This is a genomic window from Arthrobacter sp. B2a2-09, from assembly GCF_027587375.1.
Classification (GTDB): domain Bacteria; phylum Actinomycetota; class Actinomycetes; order Actinomycetales; family Micrococcaceae; genus Arthrobacter.
Genome location: NZ_JAMXIC010000002.1, coordinates 119,799 through 138,568 on the forward strand (window position 1 = coordinate 119,799; position 18,770 = coordinate 138,568).

An 18,770-nucleotide genomic window follows, 5' to 3' on the forward strand; every position below is an offset into this window, starting at 1 on the left:
CACAGTTCTCTTCGCGGCGTTGGCAGTTCGTGTCATGCTTGCTGGATGCTCTCGCAGGGCAAGGCAGGTCGGACGGGATGCTGTACCGGATCTGCCGTGTCAAAGCCGCGTCCGGCATCTCTGTCCCGGTCCTTGGTGTCGGCACCGCCCAGATTATGGGAGTGATGTGCAGCGACTGGCTCATCGCCTCGATGGCTCTGTCGGCGGCGGCCGCTGTCCTGCTGGGCAATGGCGGTGCTCGGCGCCCCAGAACGGGGTGATCGGGGTGATCGCCCAGTTCGACAAAGTTCGTTCAGGCGTCGACGGCTGCGCAGTCCCTCATCGCCCGGCTGCCCCGCCTGTCGATAACCACCGGCATAACGGCTCGGCAAACCGCAGCGAACCGAGCCCTGCCGTTGGCTGCCGTTCTTGACCGTGAAGGAATAACACATTCTTTTCTGCTGACAATTCATGATTGTTGACATAGTTGTCATATACTTGTTGTTTCGGCGATGCGCTCGCCGGCACGAACGTCAACGCACCAATCGCGAAGGGGACGCCGATGCCTGGCCAATTCGAACTTGTAGACGCTGAACCGCGAGGGGTCCGGATAAACCTCGTCAATTCCGCCGGGGAAACCCTGGCAAAGTCGGAGGCGTACGAAGACATGGCGGCAGCAGCCGCCGCGGTCAGGGACATCCGGGAACAGGCGGCCACGGCGCATGTTGTGGATTGCACAACTAAATCCCATTCTCGACAGTCGTGACACGGCAGCCCGGCCGTTTGTTGATTGACAGTCACTAACAGCTCCGAGCGTTGTCCCGGGGTTCGGCGGACAAGTCCGGCATGGAAGAGTTCTTACCATTCTTTTTGGGGTCGGGCGTAGTCTGGTCGGAATTCAGTTTCGGCAAACTGGACACGAAGTTGGTATCAGCAAGCGTGAACATCAAGGATGAGTGGGACCGGCTCGATTCCGAGACCCGGACATGGCTTCTGGAAAATCCGGCATGTCTGCTCCTGCCCCCGGCAATGTCGGCGAAATTCGGCAAAGACCCGCACGGGGACATTGAGCTTGACCCGAATGGACAGGTTGTACTTTCCAGGGGTGACCATGATTTTATCCGGGAGAAAGCGGAAGCCGCCGGAACAATCCGCGCCCCCATGGGGGAATACCGATTCTTCGACACGGCACCTTTACCTGTTATCAGAAAAGGGCACCCTGGAATGAGCGCCGCATCTTCACCGGATGCGGCTCAGTAGGATCCGCGGGCTCCATCCTCGTCATGGAATCAGTGGAATCGCTAAGGACGCCCGGTCCGGGCGCATGGGATTCCCGCGTGCCCCGCCGCATAACTGCCCGGTGGGTCAGGAAATCCAGTCGGCGTAGAGGGTGGGGGCGAGGTGGGCGTCCTTGTCGGTAAGGGCGTCTCCCTTGATGACGGCGAACATGCCGGCGGTCGGGTCCGTAACAACTTCGCGTTTGTCGCCCTTGCGGGACAGGGTGATTCGGCCCAGTTCGTCCAGGGAGAAGACCTCGGGACCGGCGATGTTGCGAATGCCGTTCAGCGGGTTGCCTGCGGCGACCTCCGCCACCGCTTTGGCCACGTCCTTGGACGCGATCGGCTGGATCGGCGTGGCGGGCAACCGGACGGTGTCGCCGTCGGCGGTCCAGGCCAGGACCGCGTCCATGAATTCCATGAACTGCGTCGCCCGGACGATTGAGTAGGGGATGGGCCCGGCCGCGAGGATCCTCTCTTGGAGCACCTTGGCACGGTAGTAGTCCAGTTCCGGCACCTGGTCCGCGCCAACGATCGAGAGAATGACGAAGTGGCCGACGCCGCCCTTCTTGGCCGAGGCCAATAGCTGGTCCATCGAGGTCTGGAAGAAGGCCGGGGAGGCTTCGTCGAAGGTCGGGGAATTCGTCAGGTTGACGACGACGTCGGCGCCGGCCACGGCCTCGTCCACTCCTACGCCACTGATGACGTCGACTCCCGTGGACTGCGAATGCGGCACGGCGTCGTGCCCGGCGGCGTTCAGATTCTTGACGACCTGCGACCCGATCAGCCCGGTACCGCCGATGACTGCGATTTTCATGACATTCCTTTCGTTGGGGTGTGTGTTAGAGACCATCGACGAACGTCACCGTCTCCTCGAGCGACGCCCGGCCTGTCCGGGCGAAGTCCATCGTGTCGTCCTCGTACCCGATCGACAAGCCGCAGAAGAGGATGAGCTCCTCCGGGGGTGAGAGGACCTCTGCGACGGTCTTGTGAAACTTCGCCCAAGCCATCTGCGGGCAGCTGTGCAGCCCCTCGGCGCGGAGCAGCAGCATGACGGTCTGCAGGTACATGCCGACATCGGCCCATTGGGGCGAGCACATGTCGGGGTCGATGTAGCAGAACAGGGCGGCGGGCGCGCCGAAACAGTCCCAGTTCGAGGAAGCGGCCCGCTGGCGCGCCTCCAGGTCATCGCGCGCGATGCCGAGTGCACCGTAGCGTTGCTCGCCGAAGGCGGAACGGCGCTCGTGGTACGGGGACTTCAGCGCGGTCGGGTACTGCTTGTACTCTGGCTCGTCCCACGGGTCGCCTGCGGCCAGACGCTCGGTGGCGCGTCTCTTGCACTCAGCCAGCGGCGCGCCGCTCAGCACGTAGGCGTGCCACGGCTGAATGTTCGATCCCGACGGCGCCCAAGCCGCGGCGGACAGAACGCGCCCCAGCACCTCACCCGGGACTTGCCGGTCGGTGAATCCGCGCACCGCCCTTCGGCTGGTAACCGCTTCATAGACGTCCATGATCAACCACTTTCCAATCTGCTCGAGTGTTATCGTTTCATACAAGATAGTATCATTCAATACTATCGTGCTCTGGACTACCGCTGAGCACGAGCCCTTAGCCCTTGGCTTCCGCCGCGGGCATCACCTTAGGAGAAAGCGCATGACCACACTGCTGCATATCGACACGTCCGTGTTCCCCGGCGAGGCGTCCTCGTCCCGTTCGGTGACCGCCGCCTTCCGGAAGACCTGGGAGGAGCAGCACCCGGAGGGCACGGTGATCTACCGCGACCTCGCGTCCGACCCCGTCCCGCACATCACTGCCGACGCCTGGTCCGCCGGCTATGCCGCCCCGCCCGGGCGCACGCCGGGGCAGTCCACGGCGTTCACCGCGCGTGTGAGGCTCATCGAGGAGCTGGAGCAGGCGGACGCCGTCCTGATCGGTGCCCCGATGTACAACTACTCGATCCCCTCGACCCTCAAAGCATGGCTGGATAACGTGCTCCTGCTCGGCCGCACCGCGGGCGAGTCCCGTTCCGCCCAGGGCACCCCCGCGGTCGTCGTCGCCAGCCGTGGCGGCTCCTACGGGCCGGGCACCCCGCGCGAGGGCTACGAGTTCGTGCAGAACTACCTGGAAGCCGTCCTCAAGGGCACCCTCGGCCTGGACCTGGACTTCATCGTCCCGGAACTCACCATGGCCACCCGCAACCCGGCCATGTCAGAACTAGTCCCCCTGTACGAGGCCTCCCGCAAGCGCGCCTTCGAGGACGCGACCACCAAGGCCAAGGAAATCGCGGCGCGCGTGGCTTAGCCTTGGCCCATGGACGCCGTGAGACGCCCTCGTTCGAGGGCGTCTCACGGCCCCTCGTGGCTGTGCAGGTGCGCCGCGCTTACGGTTCACTATCAGCCGTGTGGGCAATACGGGTCAGCAGATCCATCAGCCGCTCGGGCTCGTCGGACTCCAGTTCCGCGACGAGACGCTCGGCAAGCGGTTCCGCCGCCACATGGGCTGCGTCGAAAAGTTCGAGTCCCCGAGGTGTGATCTCCACGGCCCGCGCCCGCCGGTCCCCCGGAACGGTCTTGCGCACGGCCAGCCCTCTTCGCTCCAGGTCGTCCACGACCCGCATGATTCCCGCCTTGTCCGAGCCGGTAGCGGTCGTCAGATCCCGCTGCATGGTGGGACCGCGGTTAACTAGCTCGATCAGCACGGCGAAATGCCGCAACTCGATGCCAAGCGGCCCGAGCGCCTCCGCCATCACGGCGGCCGCGCGCCAGTGCGCCCTGCGCAGCAGTAGTCCCAGGGCGAAGGGAGAAGCGTCCCCGGGGCGGCCGGTGGCACGGGAGGTGGTGGGTTGGCGAGGAACGTCGTTGGCCATAAGAACAACCTTACTAAGCAATGTGATCGTTCGATACGGTATCGGTTGAAACTGTCGAGGGCAGCCTCGACAACGGACCCCTGTTCCTAAGAACCAACCGAGTTGGTGTCTCTAGCTTGATGAGGAACTGCCAAGCACCGCATTTTCACCTGTTATGCGGCCAGAGGTGTCTCACCGAGTCTGTCTCACGGGGGGAGTCCCACCACAAGGCCTCGAGGCAAAATGGCACACCCTCGATCTGGCATGAGCGGCATGGGGTTGCTTCCGGGATACGCGCCGGTAGGTGGCCACCGATCAGCATTGCAGGATGCAGTTTGACGCGCTCAGCGAAGCAGGCATGAGGGAAGAGCACATCTACTTCGAGCAGTTTCCGGGACGAAATCGGCCCGGGGGCGACCGGCCGCGAGCAAACTGCCGGATACAACGCCTCGGGTTATCCCCAGCGCCGCCACCGGTTCGGCGACCGGATGCAGCCCGTCCGGGGCGATCGCTTGGTCGGACAGCTCAGATTGGCCCGTGGCTCTTGAGAAGGTGGATGCTGACGACTTCACTGGTGTCGCGCGCTGTGACGGTGAGCCCGTCACCGACAATGTCCAGGAAAAGGACGGCCCTTTCGCCTACCTTGAGTTTCCCGATGCCCAGCAGGGGAATCTCCTGGGTGTCCATCCTGAGAACCGACACCCCTGCCGTTCGGTAAGCGGCTTCTGGGTCTTGGTCCGCTGGCAGACGCGTGAGGCTTGGGGAGTTGCCGAGGGCGATCCGGTAGAGGGAGCCTGTCGATGTGCGGAAGGCAAACGTTCCGGAGTCTGTGTCCGTCAGTTCCTCGATCCGCACCATGGCCTGATTCTACGTTGGAAGGGCACCAAGCAGTCCCGGGCGTGATCGCACACGGAGGCTGACCAAACCAGCAGCGGCCGGAGGATTCGTGGATCGCCCGCCAGCTGACTGGTGGGCGGGTCCTTCTGCCTGGCCCATTTCGGGATCCGGTCGTAAATGGCTGAGGGCCCCGCAGCTCCTGGCTGCGGGACCCTCAGTAATCCATAACAGGGAACCTGCCCCTGTCTTCCTCTACAGTTTACTACCGTGGCTAAGTCTGAACCAAAAAGCATCGAGTCTGTGCTGCTGCGCCGGTTGAGCAACGCCCGGTTGGCACCGTATCTTGAGGCTGCCGGGAGCCTGCAGGATGCCGTTCACCTGTACCGGTGGAACATCCGGCTCTCCGGCGCTGCTTATGAGGCCCTGCACATTTTCGAGGTCGTCCTTCGTAATGCCCTCGATGAAAAACTGTGTCTTTGGAACGCCACCCAGACAAACCCGAAAACCGGACAGGCCCACTCCTCGGACTGGCTTCTGGATCCGTCGGTATTGATAGAGCGGATCGTCGGCAGAGACATTCCCGATGCCAGATCACGCGCGGGGAGATCAACGCGCCTGCGGCCCAAGCACCAGCGGGAGCCGCTGCACGAGGATCTTCTTGCGGCCATGTCGCTTGGCACGTGGCGGTTCATGCTGCCAGGCCGTAAGGATGCCGGGAAGCAGCTACTGTGGGATCAGGCGCTGAGTTCGGCATTCCCGAACCTGAAACGACCGGTCCATGACTTGGAGCGGGCGGTGGAGGGCGTGTACCGCCTGCGGAACCGTGTCGCGCATCTTGAACCCCTCATCAACAGCCGAATCGAAGCCCAGCTCGCCAACATGCGAACGGGCATCGGCGCGATTGACCAGGACATGCTGTCGTGGTTCGCCTCGGTCGAGAAGATCGGCCGGACCCTGAAAGAGCGCCCGACGGTCAACCGCGGCCCCTGACATCCTTGTACGTCATTTGAAGGTAGTGGTGCTTGCAAGGGCTTGGCCAGTGACGGCCAAGGCCGTACCTGCAACGACCTATGGCCAAGCCGAATATCCCAAGGCGGGGGAGTAGCGTCGCAACGGTCTCTAAGCGAAAAACGGGGTGTGCACAATGTGCACACTCTTGCCGTCGGACTGGGCCGTACCGGGGCCGGACCGGGCCGTACTCGGGATGTTTTCGGGAGTTCCCAGTGATGCTCCTATGGTTGTCAATTCGTTTTTTGAGTCGCTTGCTCCTCGAGCCGTTTCCGGTAGCTTGTTGCGAGGTCGTCGTTGCGGATGAGGCCTCGTTCGAGGCGGGAGATAATGGAGGGCCATTGGCTGAGTTCGGCGGCGACCGTGTTAATGGTCAACCCGAGGCTTTTGCGTTTCTGGCGTAGGTCGGTGATGCCTGGTGCCGGTACCGGGTTGAATATCTGTCGGTATATTTCACGGGATACGTAGCGTTTGAGACAACGCATGATCTCTCGCTTGCTTTTTCCTTCGGTGGTGCGTTTACTGACATAGTTTTTCGTGCGTGGACACGAAGACATGCGGGTCAGCACCACTTGATGCAGGGCACGGTTTGCGTTGCGGTCACCACCTCGGCTGAGCCGGTGGCGGGTCGTTTTTCCTGACGATGCCGGGATGGGTGCAACCCCGACGAGTGCCGCGAACTGGGCTTCGTTTCCGATCCGTCCCCGGTTGTCTCCCACGGTGACGAGGAGCTGGCTGGCAACGTCCGGTCCTACGCCTGGGAGGTCGCAGAGCAAGGGCGCATAGGAATCGAGGATTTCTTGCAGGGCAGCATCGGCGGCGGTGATTTCCTCGGCCAAAGCCTGGTAACGGGTGGCCAGGGTTTTCAAGGTCAGGGCCGTCATGTATTCCGGGTCGGCCACATGGCCTGACGGCCTGCTCCGCTGGAGGGCGGTGATCATGGCGGGAGTGGCCATTCCCCTGTATTTCGCCCGGAGAGCGTCCGGTGCCGACACGAGGAGACCCTTGATCTGATTGATTGCTGCCGTGCGGGCTTTCATTGCCGAAGAGCGCGCGGTACGTAGGATCCGCAGGCATTCGACGGGTCCGTCTTTGGCTTTCGGGGTCGATAGGCCTCGTTGAGCCAGTACCGACTGGGCTGCCTGGTAGGCATCCAGGGGATCGGATTTGCCTTTCAGGCGACGCTGGGCCCGGTTCGGCCGGTTGATCTCCAGGACAGTGAGCCCTTCGCTGCGGAGCACCTTGGACAGCCCGGCACCGTATGAGCCGGTTCCTTCGACCCCCACCGCGGCAGCCGTTCCATGAGTGGCAATGAAGTCCAGGATTTTGCGGTATCCGGAGCCCACGGCGAGGAACTCCTGATCGGCCAGAGGTTTGCCGTACTCGCTGATGATGGCGACGTGGTGAGTATCGGCATGCGTGTCGACGCCGACGAAGACATTTAGCGGTTCTTTTGCCAAAATGGAAACTGCCCCTCAGGTACCAGTGATTAGTTGACGGTCACGTGGGCCAGGTGGGCAGACAAAACGGTAATGGGACTGGTCGAATCAGGCTCCTATGAAGTCATGTCCGCCTGGCTCAACGCGCTTATAGCGGAACTTGAACCGGCGGACAGATCACAGGGAAGACAGCACCCGCAGGCACGTCAGTTTTCAAGCGGGTCACACCGGTTCAAGACCAATTCCAGTATTACCGTTTTCAAGGGCTGGAATGCGGTTCGAGTCCCACCTTGGGCACGTGTTTCCGCAGGTCAGGGGGCCTTTGGCCCTCTGACTGTGCACAAATCAGCTTTTTGTGGGTTCCTTCGGGGCCGTTTTTGTTGGTGGCCGTTGGTGTGGCCGGGTGCCTGTTCGGGCCCTCCGATTTTCTCCTTTGTTGCTAGTTCATGGGCTTGTCTTGCCGGGACAAGATGTCTGGGCACGTTCCGGGGGGAGTGGGGCCCGCCAGTCTGTGTCTGATTCTGTGGTCATGACTATTCATAGTGCGGTTCGTCGGGTACTGCATGACGAACCGATCGTCTTCCGGGACCGGAACCGCGAGTGCGCTTTGCGACAGCCGACTTGTCCCTGGTGCCGTTCACCATCCGGCGGGCAGGCTTCACGGTTAGACAAGAAAGGGCCCACGGACTGGCGGAGTTCTATGAGCACGGGGACGGGCATTCAGTCGGTTTCGGGGAGCGAGCAGAGTGGGCAGCCCTCGTCGCATCCTCCGTCGGTGGGAGACGGGAAACTTCCCTCCGGGGGACCTATGCTCAAAGCTGGCTCGTCAACGAGTGTTGCAGCCGGTATCGGAGTCAGCTTCCGCGACGGTGAGGCGGAAGTGTGTTGCTTCGCCCACGTCACGGGACGACCGTCGATGGGCGGCATCAAGTCCCCTTCAGAGATGAAACGCGGCCGGCCGGAACCCGGTACGAGCCACCAGCCGGTCGTGGGGCAGTGTTCTCCGGTCTGTGGCAGGTGGGGGCGGCCCGTGCCGCTGGTTTGGACGGTGTCTTGACGTCTCATTATTGTTCGCCTTTCGCTATCCCCGGGGCGGCAGCAGGTCCGAGCCGGGGGGAGCGGCGCTTTGTCTTTGGGGTGCTGGGGTTCGCTAACCGCCCTGCTGCCTCTGCGAGCAAATCCTCCCGAGCTCCGACGGGGCGCACATATCCCCGCTGGGTAGGTCGGATCCCTGCCGTGTCCAGCGCGAGGAGCTGCAGCGCGTGCTCGAAGGCAAGTCGGTTGCAGTCCAATACCGGGACATCCGGGTGCTTTAGGACGCTCTCGTAGCCATGAGCGGTGAAGATCGGAGCGAGGTAGCCGCAGCCTACAACGATCGCGTCCGCCCCGTCACGAACCGCCTCTTCGGCCGCTTTGTCGAAGCGATGAATGAGATCGGCCGGATCGCTGATGGCTGGCAGCACATCTTCGTGGGTCGATTCGGGGTCATAGGCGCGGACCGGGCGATCATGGAGGAATCCGCTTGCACCCAAACGGACGAGGTCGTCGGTGAAGATTGGTGCGAGCGATGGCGCAACGGTCACGACCACCGCTCGTCTGGCGAGGCTTCCAACTGCACGGATGCTGGCATCGGGAAGACTGGTGACCGGGACGCTGAGCGCAGATCGAACCGCTTCTGTCGGAGCGCCCCAGCAACCGATGACTACGGCGTCGGATTCCATCTGCATGTTGAGGCTGCTGGCGAGAATGGCCGCGTCGCTCATGAGCCGGTTCGCGGGCGTGCGGATGCCGCCTGCGGCAACCGAGACGTGGCGCAGCTGCGTCTTCGCCCGGCCTGCGGCGAGGACTTCTACTTGCTGTGCGAGGAATTCCCACAGCTCGTGGAGTTCGGGGTCCCCATGCGTGGATTCGAGCCAAGTTATAGTCTTCATCAGGCGAACCCCTTCGCAAGCCGATGTTCCACCCAGACAGAGGTCCAGGTCGACGGCACGGCGATGACAGCGAAGACCAGTCCCGTGATCGCGTAGATCTGTAGGTACTGGAAAGTGATGGAACTGCTCTGGTAGGCGTTGCTCATCAACTCGCTCACTGAGATGGAGTAGGCCAGCGACGTGCCTTGGAATGACTGGATGGCCAGGCCCATGAGGGCCGGTATCGATGAGCGAAGACCCTGCGGGAGGATGATGCGGGTGAAGGTCGATGGTTGCGGGAGTCCGAGGGCCATCGCAGCTTCCTTTTGCCCGCGGTGTACCGATTGGATGCCCGCGCGGAGCATCTCCGATGAGTATGCCGCAACCGTGAAAGTGAGGCCGATGGCGGCGGCAGCGAAGTTGTCGAAGAGCAGACCGACGGATGGCAGACCGTAGTAGACGACGTAGAGGACGACGAGCGAAGGGATGCCTCGCCCGACCTCTACGATAACCAGCGCGGGCCATTTCAGCCACGACAGCCGGGATGAGACACCAAGAGCGAGGAGCAGGCCGACTGCGTAGCCGAAGACCACCGAAATCACGGTGAGCTGGAGGCTCACGAGCAGTCCTTGGCACAGCTGCGGGAGGTATTGAACGAGGTCCATCAGTGGTTCCTCCGGAGTCGGGAGTCGAGCCGCCTCGCGACGACCGCGAGCGGGACGCTCACGACGACGTACACGCCTGCAGCGATGAAGAACGGCATGAGGCCCGCGGTGCCGGGGTTCTGGCGCGAGAAGGTGGTGGCCGAGAACACCATTTCGGTCACGCCGATGGTCGACGCGATTGAGGAATCCTTCAAGAGGGCCAGCAGGAAGGTGGTGATCGAAGGCAGCGAGGTGCGCAGCGCCTGGGGTGCGAGCACACGGATGAACGTGGTGGTTCGGCCAAGGCCTAGCGCGTGGGATGCCTCAATCTGGCCGCGGGCGAGCGTTGCGAAGCCGCCGCGGTAGATCTCAGCCAGGTAGGCGCTCGAGACGATCCCCAGTCCGGCGATGGCGGCCGAGAGCGAGCTGAGCCGCAGGTGGCCGAAAGTCACGCCGAAGTAGAGCAGAAACAGCCACACAATGGTGGGCACCCCGCGTATGAGGTCCACGATCACGCGGAACACGGCCCGGATTGGGGGGTAATTCGAACGCAGCCCGAGCATGAGCGGAATGCCGACGATCGCGCCGATCCCAAAGGATGAAACCGTTACGAGCAGTGTCATGGGTAGTCCTAGGAGGACAAGGGCGATTGCGTCCACGTCAGCGCTCCAGGACGGCGCTGAGGAAGCGGCGGGTACGCTCCTGGACGGGGTTGGCCATGATCTCAGCGGGGCGGCCTTCTTCGATGATGTGGCCGTCCGCCATGACGACGAGGTGGTCAGAGACATCGCGCGCGAACTGCATCTCGTGTGTGACCACGATCATGGTCATGCCGCCTGCGGCGAGTTCCCGCATGACGGCCAGGACTTCGAGGCCCACCTCCGGGTCGAGGGCGCTGGTCGGTTCGTCGAAGAGCATTGCCCGGGGGTTCAATGCCAGCGCCCGCACGATGGCGATGCGCTGCTGCTGGCCGCCTGAGCATCGGTCAGGGTGCTGATGTGCCTTTTCACGGAGACCCACTCGGTCCAGGAGGGTGAGGGCGCGTTCTTCGGCTTCCTCCCGGCTGCGTCCGAGGATCTTCTCCTGCGGAAAGGCAACGTTGCGAAGAACACTCATGTGGGGGAACAGGTTGAAGGACTGGAAAACCATTCCGACCTGGCGGCGGAGGTCAAGAAGGGCGCGGTCGCTGACCCTTGTGCCCGCCTCAACGGTGGTTGTCCCAACGGTGATCGTGCCCTCGTCGGGGGTTTCGAGCAGGTTGATGCAGCGCAGCAGGGTGCTCTTTCCAGATCCTGAGGGACCGATCAGTGCTGTGACACTGCCTGGCTTGACGTTAATGGAGATGTTGTCGAGAACCTGGTTGTCGCCGTAGCTCTTGGAGAGGTTCGTGATCGTCACGCCTGCGGACGTGACTTGTTGCGATTCCGTAATCAGCTGCTGGGACACGGCGGAACTCCTTGGGTATAAGCGGGGCGCCGAGCGGTCGGCGCCCCGCTGAGGGGGGTCAACGGATGGAGGCTGCGGCCTTGTCTGCGGGTACAAGGAGCTCGGCCGGGAGGTCGTATTTCGCCAGGAGGGCGGCGAGGGTCCCGTCCGTTCGGTAGGAGTCGATCAGTGCGCTGAAGGCGTTGGAGAGCGTGGTGTTCTCCTTTGCAACGGGGAACGCGATGGTCGGTTGCGATGTAGTGATCGCTACCCGGTCGTCTTTCTTGGCAGGCTCCACTTTGAAGTCGGTCCCCTTATAGGCGGCGACGGCGACGGCGTACCCGTCGAGCGAGGCCTGCAGGCGCCCGTTCATCAGGTCCTGTTTCATTTCGACGGTGCCCGGGTATTGCTTGAGGTTCCCGCCCAGGACCTTGGTCATGTCCTCGTTCCAGGAGAATCCGGTGCCGGTGCCGACGGCCCCGAGCGATTGGAGGTCCGAAACGGTTGAGGCGTCCTTCTTGGAGACGATGCCCATGGTGTCGTAGAAGGTCGGCGTCGTGTAGCCGACCTGCTTGGCGCGGGCCGCAGTGACGTACCACCCGCCGGTGCTGATGTCGGTCCGCTTTTGCTCGCTGATCATCGGGATGCCGTTTGCGTAGGTGATAGGAACGTAGGCGACGTTGAGGCATTCTGCTGCGGCAAGCTTTGTCACGACGTCGATTTCCAGGCCCGAGGCGCTGGTCCCCTCGGTCTTGGTGTAAGGCGGGTTTTCGGGGACGCCGACGGTCAGCGTGCCGGGGGTGTACGTCGTCAGTCCCTTGTCCTTCGGGGTGCAGTTGGATGAGACGGCGGGCGCGGCTGATGTGGGGGCCTCGCAGCCCGAAAGGGCGACGGCGGCGGCGATGACGCCGAGGAAGGCAATGGTGCGGAAGGTGCGGGGCGTCGGGGTGGGGATCATGGCGGGGTAGCTTCCTTTGCTTGGGGCGGGTGCTTCCGGAAAAGGCGCGCTCGGACCACGTGGGCGCCGGGCGGTCGGCTGGGAGATTCAGAACCCGGATGGCGGAGAGGTCTTCAGGCTGGACAGATTCTGTGGCGAAGCGGGGGCGTCGCCGGTGCGGCGGCGATTGTGACGGAGGGATTGTTCGTTCTCTTCTCACGAAGCGTTTCCCTGCGTTGGTCACCAAGTACATCAACCGTGATAGTTAGGAGCAATGTGGAGTATCTTGTGGGAGACAAAGGATGTTCCTATAGATAGGGGGCCTGCGTGCCTCTCCCAACGATCAGGCAGCTTGAGTACTTCGTCACCGCGGCCCGCCTGCGGACGTTCGCCGCCGCGGCCGAGGCGCACCACATCGCCCAGCCGAGCTTGTCCGAGCAGATCGCGGCGCTCGAACGGACGCTTGAGGTTGCCCTGTTCACACGCACCGCACGGAAACTGATCCTCACCGACGCAGGTCAGGACCTTCTGCCCCTTGCTGAAAGGGCGATCGCCGACGTCGTCTCGATGGCTGAGACGAGCCGGCGAGTCCGTTCCCTCGAGGAGGGGACGGTGTCCTTCGGCACCTTCAGCAGCGCCCACCTGTACCTGCTGACCGAGCTGATCCAAGAGTTTCGTGCCCAGCACCCCGGAGTCCGCATCCGGGTGACAGGCTTGAACTCGTCGGAGGTCGCCGATGCAGTGCGCGAGGGCGATCTCGAGGCAGGATTGGTCCAGCTCCCGATCGACAGCCGCGAACTCGTGGTGACGCAGTCCGTGTTCGTAGACCAGGTGGTCTACGTCTCGCGACGGGAGGAGCACACCCGCGAGCCGGTCGAGATAACCACGCTCGCGCAGCGCCCACTGATCCTCTCCGAATCGCGCTGGTCCCATGACGATCCGCTGCGCGTCTCGCTCTTGGAACGTGCCCAATCGGCCGGCGTGACACTCGACCCCATCGTCGAGGTGGAATTCCAGACCCACGCACTCGAGCTCGCGGCGAAGGGCGTCGGAGACTCCCTCGTATCCTTCCACGTGGGACGCTCGCTGATCGCCGAGCACGGACTCTTCTGGGCTCCGTTGGAGCCCCCCGTTACCGAGCATTACGCGTTCATCACACGCCGGGCGGGCGCGGTCTCGCCGGCCACGGCCGAATTCATGCGATTGGCCCGGCGAATCCTCGCCCGGCTTCAGATGGCTCGGACCCGGCCCCCCGGCCGCGCCTCCGACTGAATTGCACCGCTTGCGGGAAGGAGACCCGCTCCCGCGGAGACCCCGCCGCGAAATCACGCGACGCGGAGTTCGGGCTTAGATCGCATCCCTAGGAAAAACCTTTGGCTGGCCTTCCCATCTGGCCGTAGACGGGCCTTTTGGCCCGTCTGATACTGGATTATCAGCAGTTTTCAAGTGATCTGCTGCACAACGAGCCAGTCCAGACTAAGGAATTTTCTATGATGTTTGCTTCGAACCTGGGAATCGCGATCGTCACGGGTGCCGCGAGCGGCATGGGACGGTCGGCCTCGGAGGCCCTGGTCAAGGAGGGCTGGGACGTCCTGGCCCTCGACCGGGTGGCAACCGAGTTCGAGGTCGCAGGAGAAACGATCCGAACGGTCGAGGTGGATGTCACCAATCGTGACCAGGTCCGCGACGCCATAGCAGAATATGTCGCCAGCACCTCAAAGGAAGTCGGTCTCCTGGCGAACGTTGCCGGAATCTACCCGCCCAGCACCTTGGCCGACTTCACCGAGGACCTCTACCGCAGGATATTCGATGTCAACGTGCTGGGCATCCTGAACACGACCGCGGAGGCCGTGGCTCATATGCCCAATGGAGGAGCTGTCGTCAACTTCGCTTCCGTCGACGCGTTCGCGGTCTCCCCCGGCCAGCTTCTCTACGGCGCTTCCAAGGCCGCCGTCGTCATGCTGACCAAGGAGCTGGCCCTTGAACTGGCGCCCCGGGGGATCCGCGTGAATGCAATCGCGCCAGGATGGGTCAATACACCCGGCAATGCGGCCACCGGGCGCATGGAAGCCACGTCTGCCGGCATCCCGCTGGGCCGCGTGGCCGAGCCGGAGGAGATCGCCCGGTGGGTGGCGATCCTGGCGAGCCCTGACGCGTCCTTCATGACAGGGGAGACCATCGTCCTCTCCGGCGGCGACGTCCTCCGCTGACCATCCCGCGCACTCCATTTCATCCGGAAGGAACACGAACACTATGAGCACCTACTGCGTGATCGGCGCCGGCGCAGCCGGCCTGTCCGCCCTCGACGCCCTGACCCAGCGCGGCTTCGACGTGGACTGCTACGAGAAGAGCGACCGGGTCGGCGGGCACTGGAACACCGACTACGACGCCCTGCACCTGATCACTTCACGCAACCAGACAATCTTCGAGGACTTCCCGATGCCCCGGGACTACCCACACTTCCCGCGGCGCGACCAGATCCGCGACTACATTGCTTCGTTCGCGAAGGCGCGAGGGCATGACCAACGGATCATGTTCAACACCGAAGTCCTGTCCGTCACCCCGGTTGAAACCGACGGACCACTGGGCTCAGCAGGGTGGAACGTGACCACATCCAAGGGCGCGGGGATCTACGACGGGGTGCTGATCGCCCCCGGCCATCTGTGGCATCCCAAGATTCCGTCCGTGTCCGGCACCTTCGCCGGAAAGCAGATCCACTCGAGCGCCTACAAAAACGTCGGCGACATCCAAGGGACGCGGGTGCTGGTCGTCGGCGCCGGCAACTCGGGCTGCGACCTTGCCGTCGACGTCGCACAACACCGGCTCGAAGCCGACGTCCTCATCCGGCACGGCGCGTACTTCCAGCCGAAAATGTACTTCGGCCGCCCGCGCGCCGAACTCGGCTTCATGGCCGAGTTCTCGCCCTCCGAGCAGGACCTCATTGCACGGCTGCTGGCCCGCGTCTCGATCGGCCAGAACACCGACTACCCCGGACTCCCGGTGCCCGAGCACCGCGCCCTCGCGGACGGTCCTGCCGTCGTGAACGACCTGCTGCTGTACTGGATCCACCACGGCCGCGTCGGGGTGATCGGCCAGGGCATCGAGCGCTTCGACGGGCACACCGTGCATTTCTCCGACGGTTCGTCCAAGGACTACGACACGATCCTGTGGGCCACAGGCTTCCACTCCAGCTTGCCGTTCCTCGATGACGTACTTGTCCCACGGCGCAAGGGCAATCCGCTTCGCTATGGTGCGGGCATCATCCCGCAAGGACTCGAGAAGCTCTACTACATCGGGATGACCGCCCCCCGCGGCCCGCAGATCCCCGTCTACGGCGTCCAGGCCAAAATCGTGGCGCGGATGATCGCGATGCACGAAGACGCCGGGGACGGCGACGCCGGCATCGCCGCCTACCTGGGGCGGCTCCAGGGAGCCGATGACCGCATCGACATCCCCCGCGACATCTGGAATGACCAGATCGCCGACACCGAACGGCTGCTCGACGCGTTCGCAGCCACGGCCCCGGCGAACCCGGCAAAGCTCGCGAAGTGAAGCGTCCTGTCCGGCCCGACGGAACGCTGCAAACCCCGTGACCCGAAACCCCAAGGACCCCCAATGAGCAGTACCCACCTCATCGACGACAGCCCGCTCACGAAGTATCACAAACGGTTGATCGCAGCCTGCTCGGGCGGGCCGTTCCTGGACGGCTTTCTCCTCAGCATCATCGGCGTAGCGCTCACCGGAGCCAACGCCGACCTCCACCTGAACGCGGCAACGCTCGGCATCGCAGGTGCCGTCTCCCTCATCGGACTTTTCGTCGGCAGCCTGGTCTTCGGCCCGGTCACCGACCGGATCGGGCGGCGGGTGATGTACACCGCGGACCTGCTGGTGATGATCATCGGATCAGTGGTATGCCTCTGGATCGATGCCGGCTGGCAGCTGATCGCCTTGCGCTTCATCGTGGGTCTTGCAGTCGGCGCTGACTATCCCATCGCCACGTCGCTTCTTACCGAGTGGATGCCCAAAAAGCACCGGGGCTCAATGATCGGGCTGCTGTCGGTGGTCTGGCTCCTAGGCGCCGTCGTGGCCTACCTTGTCGGCTTCGCATTTACGAGCGCCTTCGGCAACGGTTCGTGGCGGTGGATGCTTGCCAGCGGCGCCGTGTTCGGTGTCATCGTGATGCTGCTCCGCATGGGAGCGCACGAATCCCCAAGGTGGCTCATCACCAGGGGACGCACCGAGGAGGCGCGCCGAGATATTTCATCGGTACTGGGCCGCGAAGTCACCACTGAAGAGATCACGGACATGGTGGCCCAGGAAGAGCCGGAGCGTCGGACCCGTTTCACCGAACTGCTTCGCGGCATGAACCTGCGCCGAATTCTTTTCTGCGGCCTGACTTGGATGTGCTTCGCCATCCCGCAGTTCGCCCTGTTCACCTACGGTCCGATCATCCTTTCGCACTTGGGCTTCGGCAACGATACCGCCGGGGCGACTCTCGGACAGATCATCCTCAACCTGGGCTTCCTCCTCGGATCCTTCCCCGGCATGAAATGGGTCGAGAGCCGCGGCAGGCGTCCGCTAATCCTCGGAAGCTTCCTTTTCGGAGCCCTCGCCCTCCTTCCACTGGGCATCTGGCCGGACGCGCCGGGTTGGTTTGTGATGACGTTCTTCTTCCTCTTCGCACTGATCAACGGTGCCGGAAACATCCTTGTCTTCATCTACCCGAACGAGCTTTTCCCCACCCAGCTGCGTGCCAGTGCCGTGGGCCTGGCCACCGCGGTCAGCCGCATCGGCGCCGCCGTTGGCACCTACCTCGTCCCGGTCTCACTCATCGGACTCGGCACCGGACCCACCATGCTTATCGGGGCCGGGCTGACCTTCCTGGGCTTTGTGATCAGCATCTTCTGGGCAGAAGAAACCCGCAACCGTAACCTCTCAACCGCAGCGCAGGCCCCGGCAGGCGGCGCCACGGCATCCGTCTCCCACTCCCGGGCTAAAGCAGCCGGCAAGTTAGCGCTTTAGAAAAGCGCCCGTCATAGGCATTCAGCGACGCAACAAGAAGGAATGAAGGAAACATGACCATCGTGGACACCTGCGTAAAAACCACGCCATCCACTTACGTCGCGGACCTCGCCGAGACCGTTCGGCGCCGCAGCCCGGCGGAAGCAGTGTTCCATCAGGCCGTCGACGAAGTGCTCGCCAATCTCGCCCCGGTTCTGGCCCGGCATCCGGAATACATTCACGCCCGGATCCTCGACAGACTCGTCGAACCTGAACGCCAGATCATGTTCCGTGTCCCGTGGGTTGATGATGCCGGTATCGTGCAGGTCAACCGCGGGTACCGCGTCGAGTTCAACAGTGCTCTTGGACCGTTCAAGGGAGGACTCCGGTTCCATCCCACCGTCGATCTCGGGGTCATCCGCTTTCTTGGATTCGAGCAGATCTTCAAGAACGCACTGACCGGGCAGGGCATCGGCGCCGGTAAGGGCGGCAGCGATTTCAACCCCGCCGGGCGCAGCGACGCGGAGATCATGCGGTTCTGCCAGTCCTTCATCACCGAGCTGCACCGACACCTCGGTGAACACACCGACGTGCCGGCAGGGGACATCGGCGTCGGCGTCCGGGAACTCGGGTACATGTTCGGCCAGTACAAGCGCATCGTGAACCGCTTCGAGGCAGGCGTTCTCACGGGCAAAGGCGTCGGGTGGGCCGGCTCGCACACCAGGACCGAAGCAACGGGCTACGGCGCCATCTACTTCCTGCGGGACATGCTCGCAACCCGCGGGTGGTCGCTCGAAGGACGCAGGGCGGTGGTGTCCGGATCAGGCAACGTCGCGATCTACGCCATCGAGAAGGCGCAGGCGCTTGGCGCAACAGTGATCGCCTGTTCCGACTCCGGCGGCTACATCCTCGATGAGGCCGGCATTGATGTCGCCCTGCTCAAGCAGGTCAAGGAAGTGCGGCGGGCCCGACTGTCCGAGTACGCCTCCGGACGGCCGTCGGCCCGGTACGTGACCGACGGATCTGTCTTCGATCTGCCCTGCGACGTCGCACTGCCCTGCGCGACGCAGAACGAACTCGAAGAACAGCACGCGGCGGAACTCATCCGCAACGGTGTCCAGGCCATTGCTGAAGGCGCCAATATGCCTTGCACCGCCGGTGCGGCCGCCTTGTTCCGTGATGCCGGAGTCCTGTTCGGCCCCGGCAAGGCTGCCAACGCCGGCGGTGTAGCCACTTCCGCGTTGGAAATGCAACAGAACGCCGCGAGGGCGTCATGGAGCCGTGAGGAGACCGAAGCGCGCCTCGAAAGCATCATGCGGCAGATCCATGACCACGTCCGCGCCACGGCTGCGAGCTACACGGGCGACCCCGACAACTACGTGGCGGGTGCATCAATCGGCGGCTTCATCCGCGTCGCCGACGCAATGCTCGCCCAAGGGATCGTCTAAGACCGACACAAGCAGGATTC

At 63.3% G+C, this 18,770-nt stretch carries 19 protein-coding genes; 9 read left to right on the forward strand and 10 right to left on the reverse strand.

All coding sequences use genetic code 11. From position 1 onward, the window contains the following. Positions 1-541 precede the first annotated feature (541 nt). Together NFJ07_RS26000 and NFJ07_RS02640 are read left to right on the forward strand one after the other, a co-directional pair. Positions 542-745 carry a DUF1508 domain-containing protein gene (locus NFJ07_RS26000; protein WP_442865273.1) on the forward strand — a complete coding sequence of 68 codons (204 nt, stop codon included), beginning with the start codon at positions 542-544 and terminating at the stop codon, positions 743-745. 80 nt (positions 746-825) lie between these two features. After that, positions 826-1,239: a hypothetical protein gene (locus NFJ07_RS02640; RefSeq protein ID WP_269992294.1), complete on the forward strand. Its 414-nt coding sequence runs from the start codon at positions 826-828 to the stop codon at positions 1,237-1,239. 105 nt (positions 1,240-1,344) lie between these two features. Here the strand turns inward: NFJ07_RS02640 and NFJ07_RS02645 are convergent, their stop codons facing one another. Together NFJ07_RS02645 and NFJ07_RS02650 are read right to left on the reverse strand one after the other, a co-directional pair. Then, positions 1,345-2,073, reverse strand: coding sequence for an SDR family oxidoreductase (locus NFJ07_RS02645; RefSeq protein WP_269992295.1), 729 nt, complete (start codon positions 2,071-2,073; stop codon positions 1,345-1,347). 25 nt (positions 2,074-2,098) lie between these two features. Further along, the gene (locus NFJ07_RS02650; protein WP_269992297.1) at positions 2,099-2,812 is read right to left on the reverse strand and encodes a nitroreductase; all 714 of its coding nucleotides are present in this window, start codon (positions 2,810-2,812) and stop codon (positions 2,099-2,101) included. A gap of 97 nt (positions 2,813-2,909) precedes the next feature. On the opposite strand from NFJ07_RS02650, the gene NFJ07_RS02655 reads away from it, so the two are divergent. Beyond that, positions 2,910-3,557, forward strand: coding sequence for an FMN-dependent NADH-azoreductase (locus NFJ07_RS02655; protein ID WP_269992299.1), 648 nt, complete (start codon positions 2,910-2,912; stop codon positions 3,555-3,557). Between the two features lie 79 nt (positions 3,558-3,636). Here NFJ07_RS02655 and NFJ07_RS02660 read toward each other — a convergent pair whose 3' ends face one another. Continuing rightward, positions 3,637-4,143 carry a MarR family winged helix-turn-helix transcriptional regulator gene (locus NFJ07_RS02660; RefSeq protein WP_269992301.1) on the reverse strand — a complete coding sequence of 169 codons (507 nt, stop codon included), beginning with the start codon at positions 4,141-4,143 and terminating at the stop codon, positions 3,637-3,639. A gap of 483 nt (positions 4,144-4,626) precedes the next feature. After that, positions 4,627-4,959, reverse strand: a complete 333-nt coding sequence (locus tag NFJ07_RS02665; protein WP_269992302.1) for a hypothetical protein — start codon at positions 4,957-4,959, stop codon at positions 4,627-4,629. A gap of 279 nt (positions 4,960-5,238) precedes the next feature. On the opposite strand from NFJ07_RS02665, the gene NFJ07_RS02670 reads away from it, so the two are divergent. Next, positions 5,239-5,928 carry a hypothetical protein gene (locus NFJ07_RS02670; protein WP_269992303.1) on the forward strand — a complete coding sequence of 230 codons (690 nt, stop codon included), beginning with the start codon at positions 5,239-5,241 and terminating at the stop codon, positions 5,926-5,928. A gap of 251 nt (positions 5,929-6,179) precedes the next feature. On the opposite strand, the gene NFJ07_RS02675 is transcribed toward NFJ07_RS02670, so the two are convergent. The 6 genes from NFJ07_RS02675 to NFJ07_RS02700 form a co-directional block, all read right to left on the reverse strand. Then, complete coding sequence (locus NFJ07_RS02675; RefSeq protein ID WP_269992304.1) at positions 6,180-7,406, reverse strand: IS110 family transposase; 1,227 nt, start codon at positions 7,404-7,406, stop codon at positions 6,180-6,182. Between the two features lie 1,043 nt (positions 7,407-8,449). Continuing rightward, a complete protein-coding gene (locus NFJ07_RS02680; RefSeq protein WP_269992305.1) occupies positions 8,450-9,316 on the reverse strand; it encodes an aspartate/glutamate racemase family protein in 867 nt (288 codons plus the stop codon). Next, positions 9,316-9,960 (reverse strand): amino acid ABC transporter permease, encoded by a 645-nt coding sequence (locus NFJ07_RS02685; RefSeq protein ID WP_269992307.1) that lies wholly within the window; start codon positions 9,958-9,960, stop codon positions 9,316-9,318. The genes NFJ07_RS02680 and NFJ07_RS02685 overlap by 1 nt, the downstream gene beginning before the upstream one ends. Further along, the gene (locus tag NFJ07_RS02690) at positions 9,960-10,598 is read right to left on the reverse strand and encodes an amino acid ABC transporter permease (RefSeq protein ID WP_269992308.1); all 639 of its coding nucleotides are present in this window, start codon (positions 10,596-10,598) and stop codon (positions 9,960-9,962) included. The genes NFJ07_RS02685 and NFJ07_RS02690 overlap by 1 nt, the downstream gene beginning before the upstream one ends. 1 nt (position 10,599) lies before the next feature. After that, positions 10,600-11,385, reverse strand: a complete 786-nt coding sequence (locus NFJ07_RS02695) for an amino acid ABC transporter ATP-binding protein (RefSeq protein WP_269992309.1) — start codon at positions 11,383-11,385, stop codon at positions 10,600-10,602. Between the two features lie 58 nt (positions 11,386-11,443). Further along, complete coding sequence (locus NFJ07_RS02700) at positions 11,444-12,322, reverse strand: substrate-binding periplasmic protein (protein ID WP_269992310.1); 879 nt, start codon at positions 12,320-12,322, stop codon at positions 11,444-11,446. A 306-nt stretch (positions 12,323-12,628) separates the two neighbouring features. On the opposite strand from NFJ07_RS02700, the gene NFJ07_RS02705 reads away from it, so the two are divergent. From NFJ07_RS02705 to gdhA, 5 genes are all read left to right on the forward strand, one after another. Continuing rightward, positions 12,629-13,573: a LysR family transcriptional regulator gene (locus NFJ07_RS02705; RefSeq protein WP_269992311.1), complete on the forward strand. Its 945-nt coding sequence runs from the start codon at positions 12,629-12,631 to the stop codon at positions 13,571-13,573. Positions 13,574-13,791: 218 nt separating this feature from the next. Then, the gene (locus NFJ07_RS02710; RefSeq protein ID WP_269992313.1) at positions 13,792-14,511 is read left to right on the forward strand and encodes an SDR family NAD(P)-dependent oxidoreductase; all 720 of its coding nucleotides are present in this window, start codon (positions 13,792-13,794) and stop codon (positions 14,509-14,511) included. Between the two features lie 43 nt (positions 14,512-14,554). Beyond that, positions 14,555-15,853: a flavin-containing monooxygenase gene (locus NFJ07_RS02715; RefSeq protein ID WP_269992314.1), complete on the forward strand. Its 1,299-nt coding sequence runs from the start codon at positions 14,555-14,557 to the stop codon at positions 15,851-15,853. 63 nt (positions 15,854-15,916) lie between these two features. After that, positions 15,917-17,323 carry an MFS transporter gene (locus NFJ07_RS02720; protein ID WP_269992316.1) on the forward strand — a complete coding sequence of 469 codons (1,407 nt, stop codon included), beginning with the start codon at positions 15,917-15,919 and terminating at the stop codon, positions 17,321-17,323. Positions 17,324-17,376: 53 nt separating this feature from the next. Continuing rightward, positions 17,377-18,750 (forward strand): NADP-specific glutamate dehydrogenase, encoded by a 1,374-nt coding sequence (gene gdhA, locus NFJ07_RS02725; RefSeq protein WP_269992317.1) that lies wholly within the window; start codon positions 17,377-17,379, stop codon positions 18,748-18,750. The last annotated feature ends 20 nt before the right edge of the window (positions 18,751-18,770 follow it).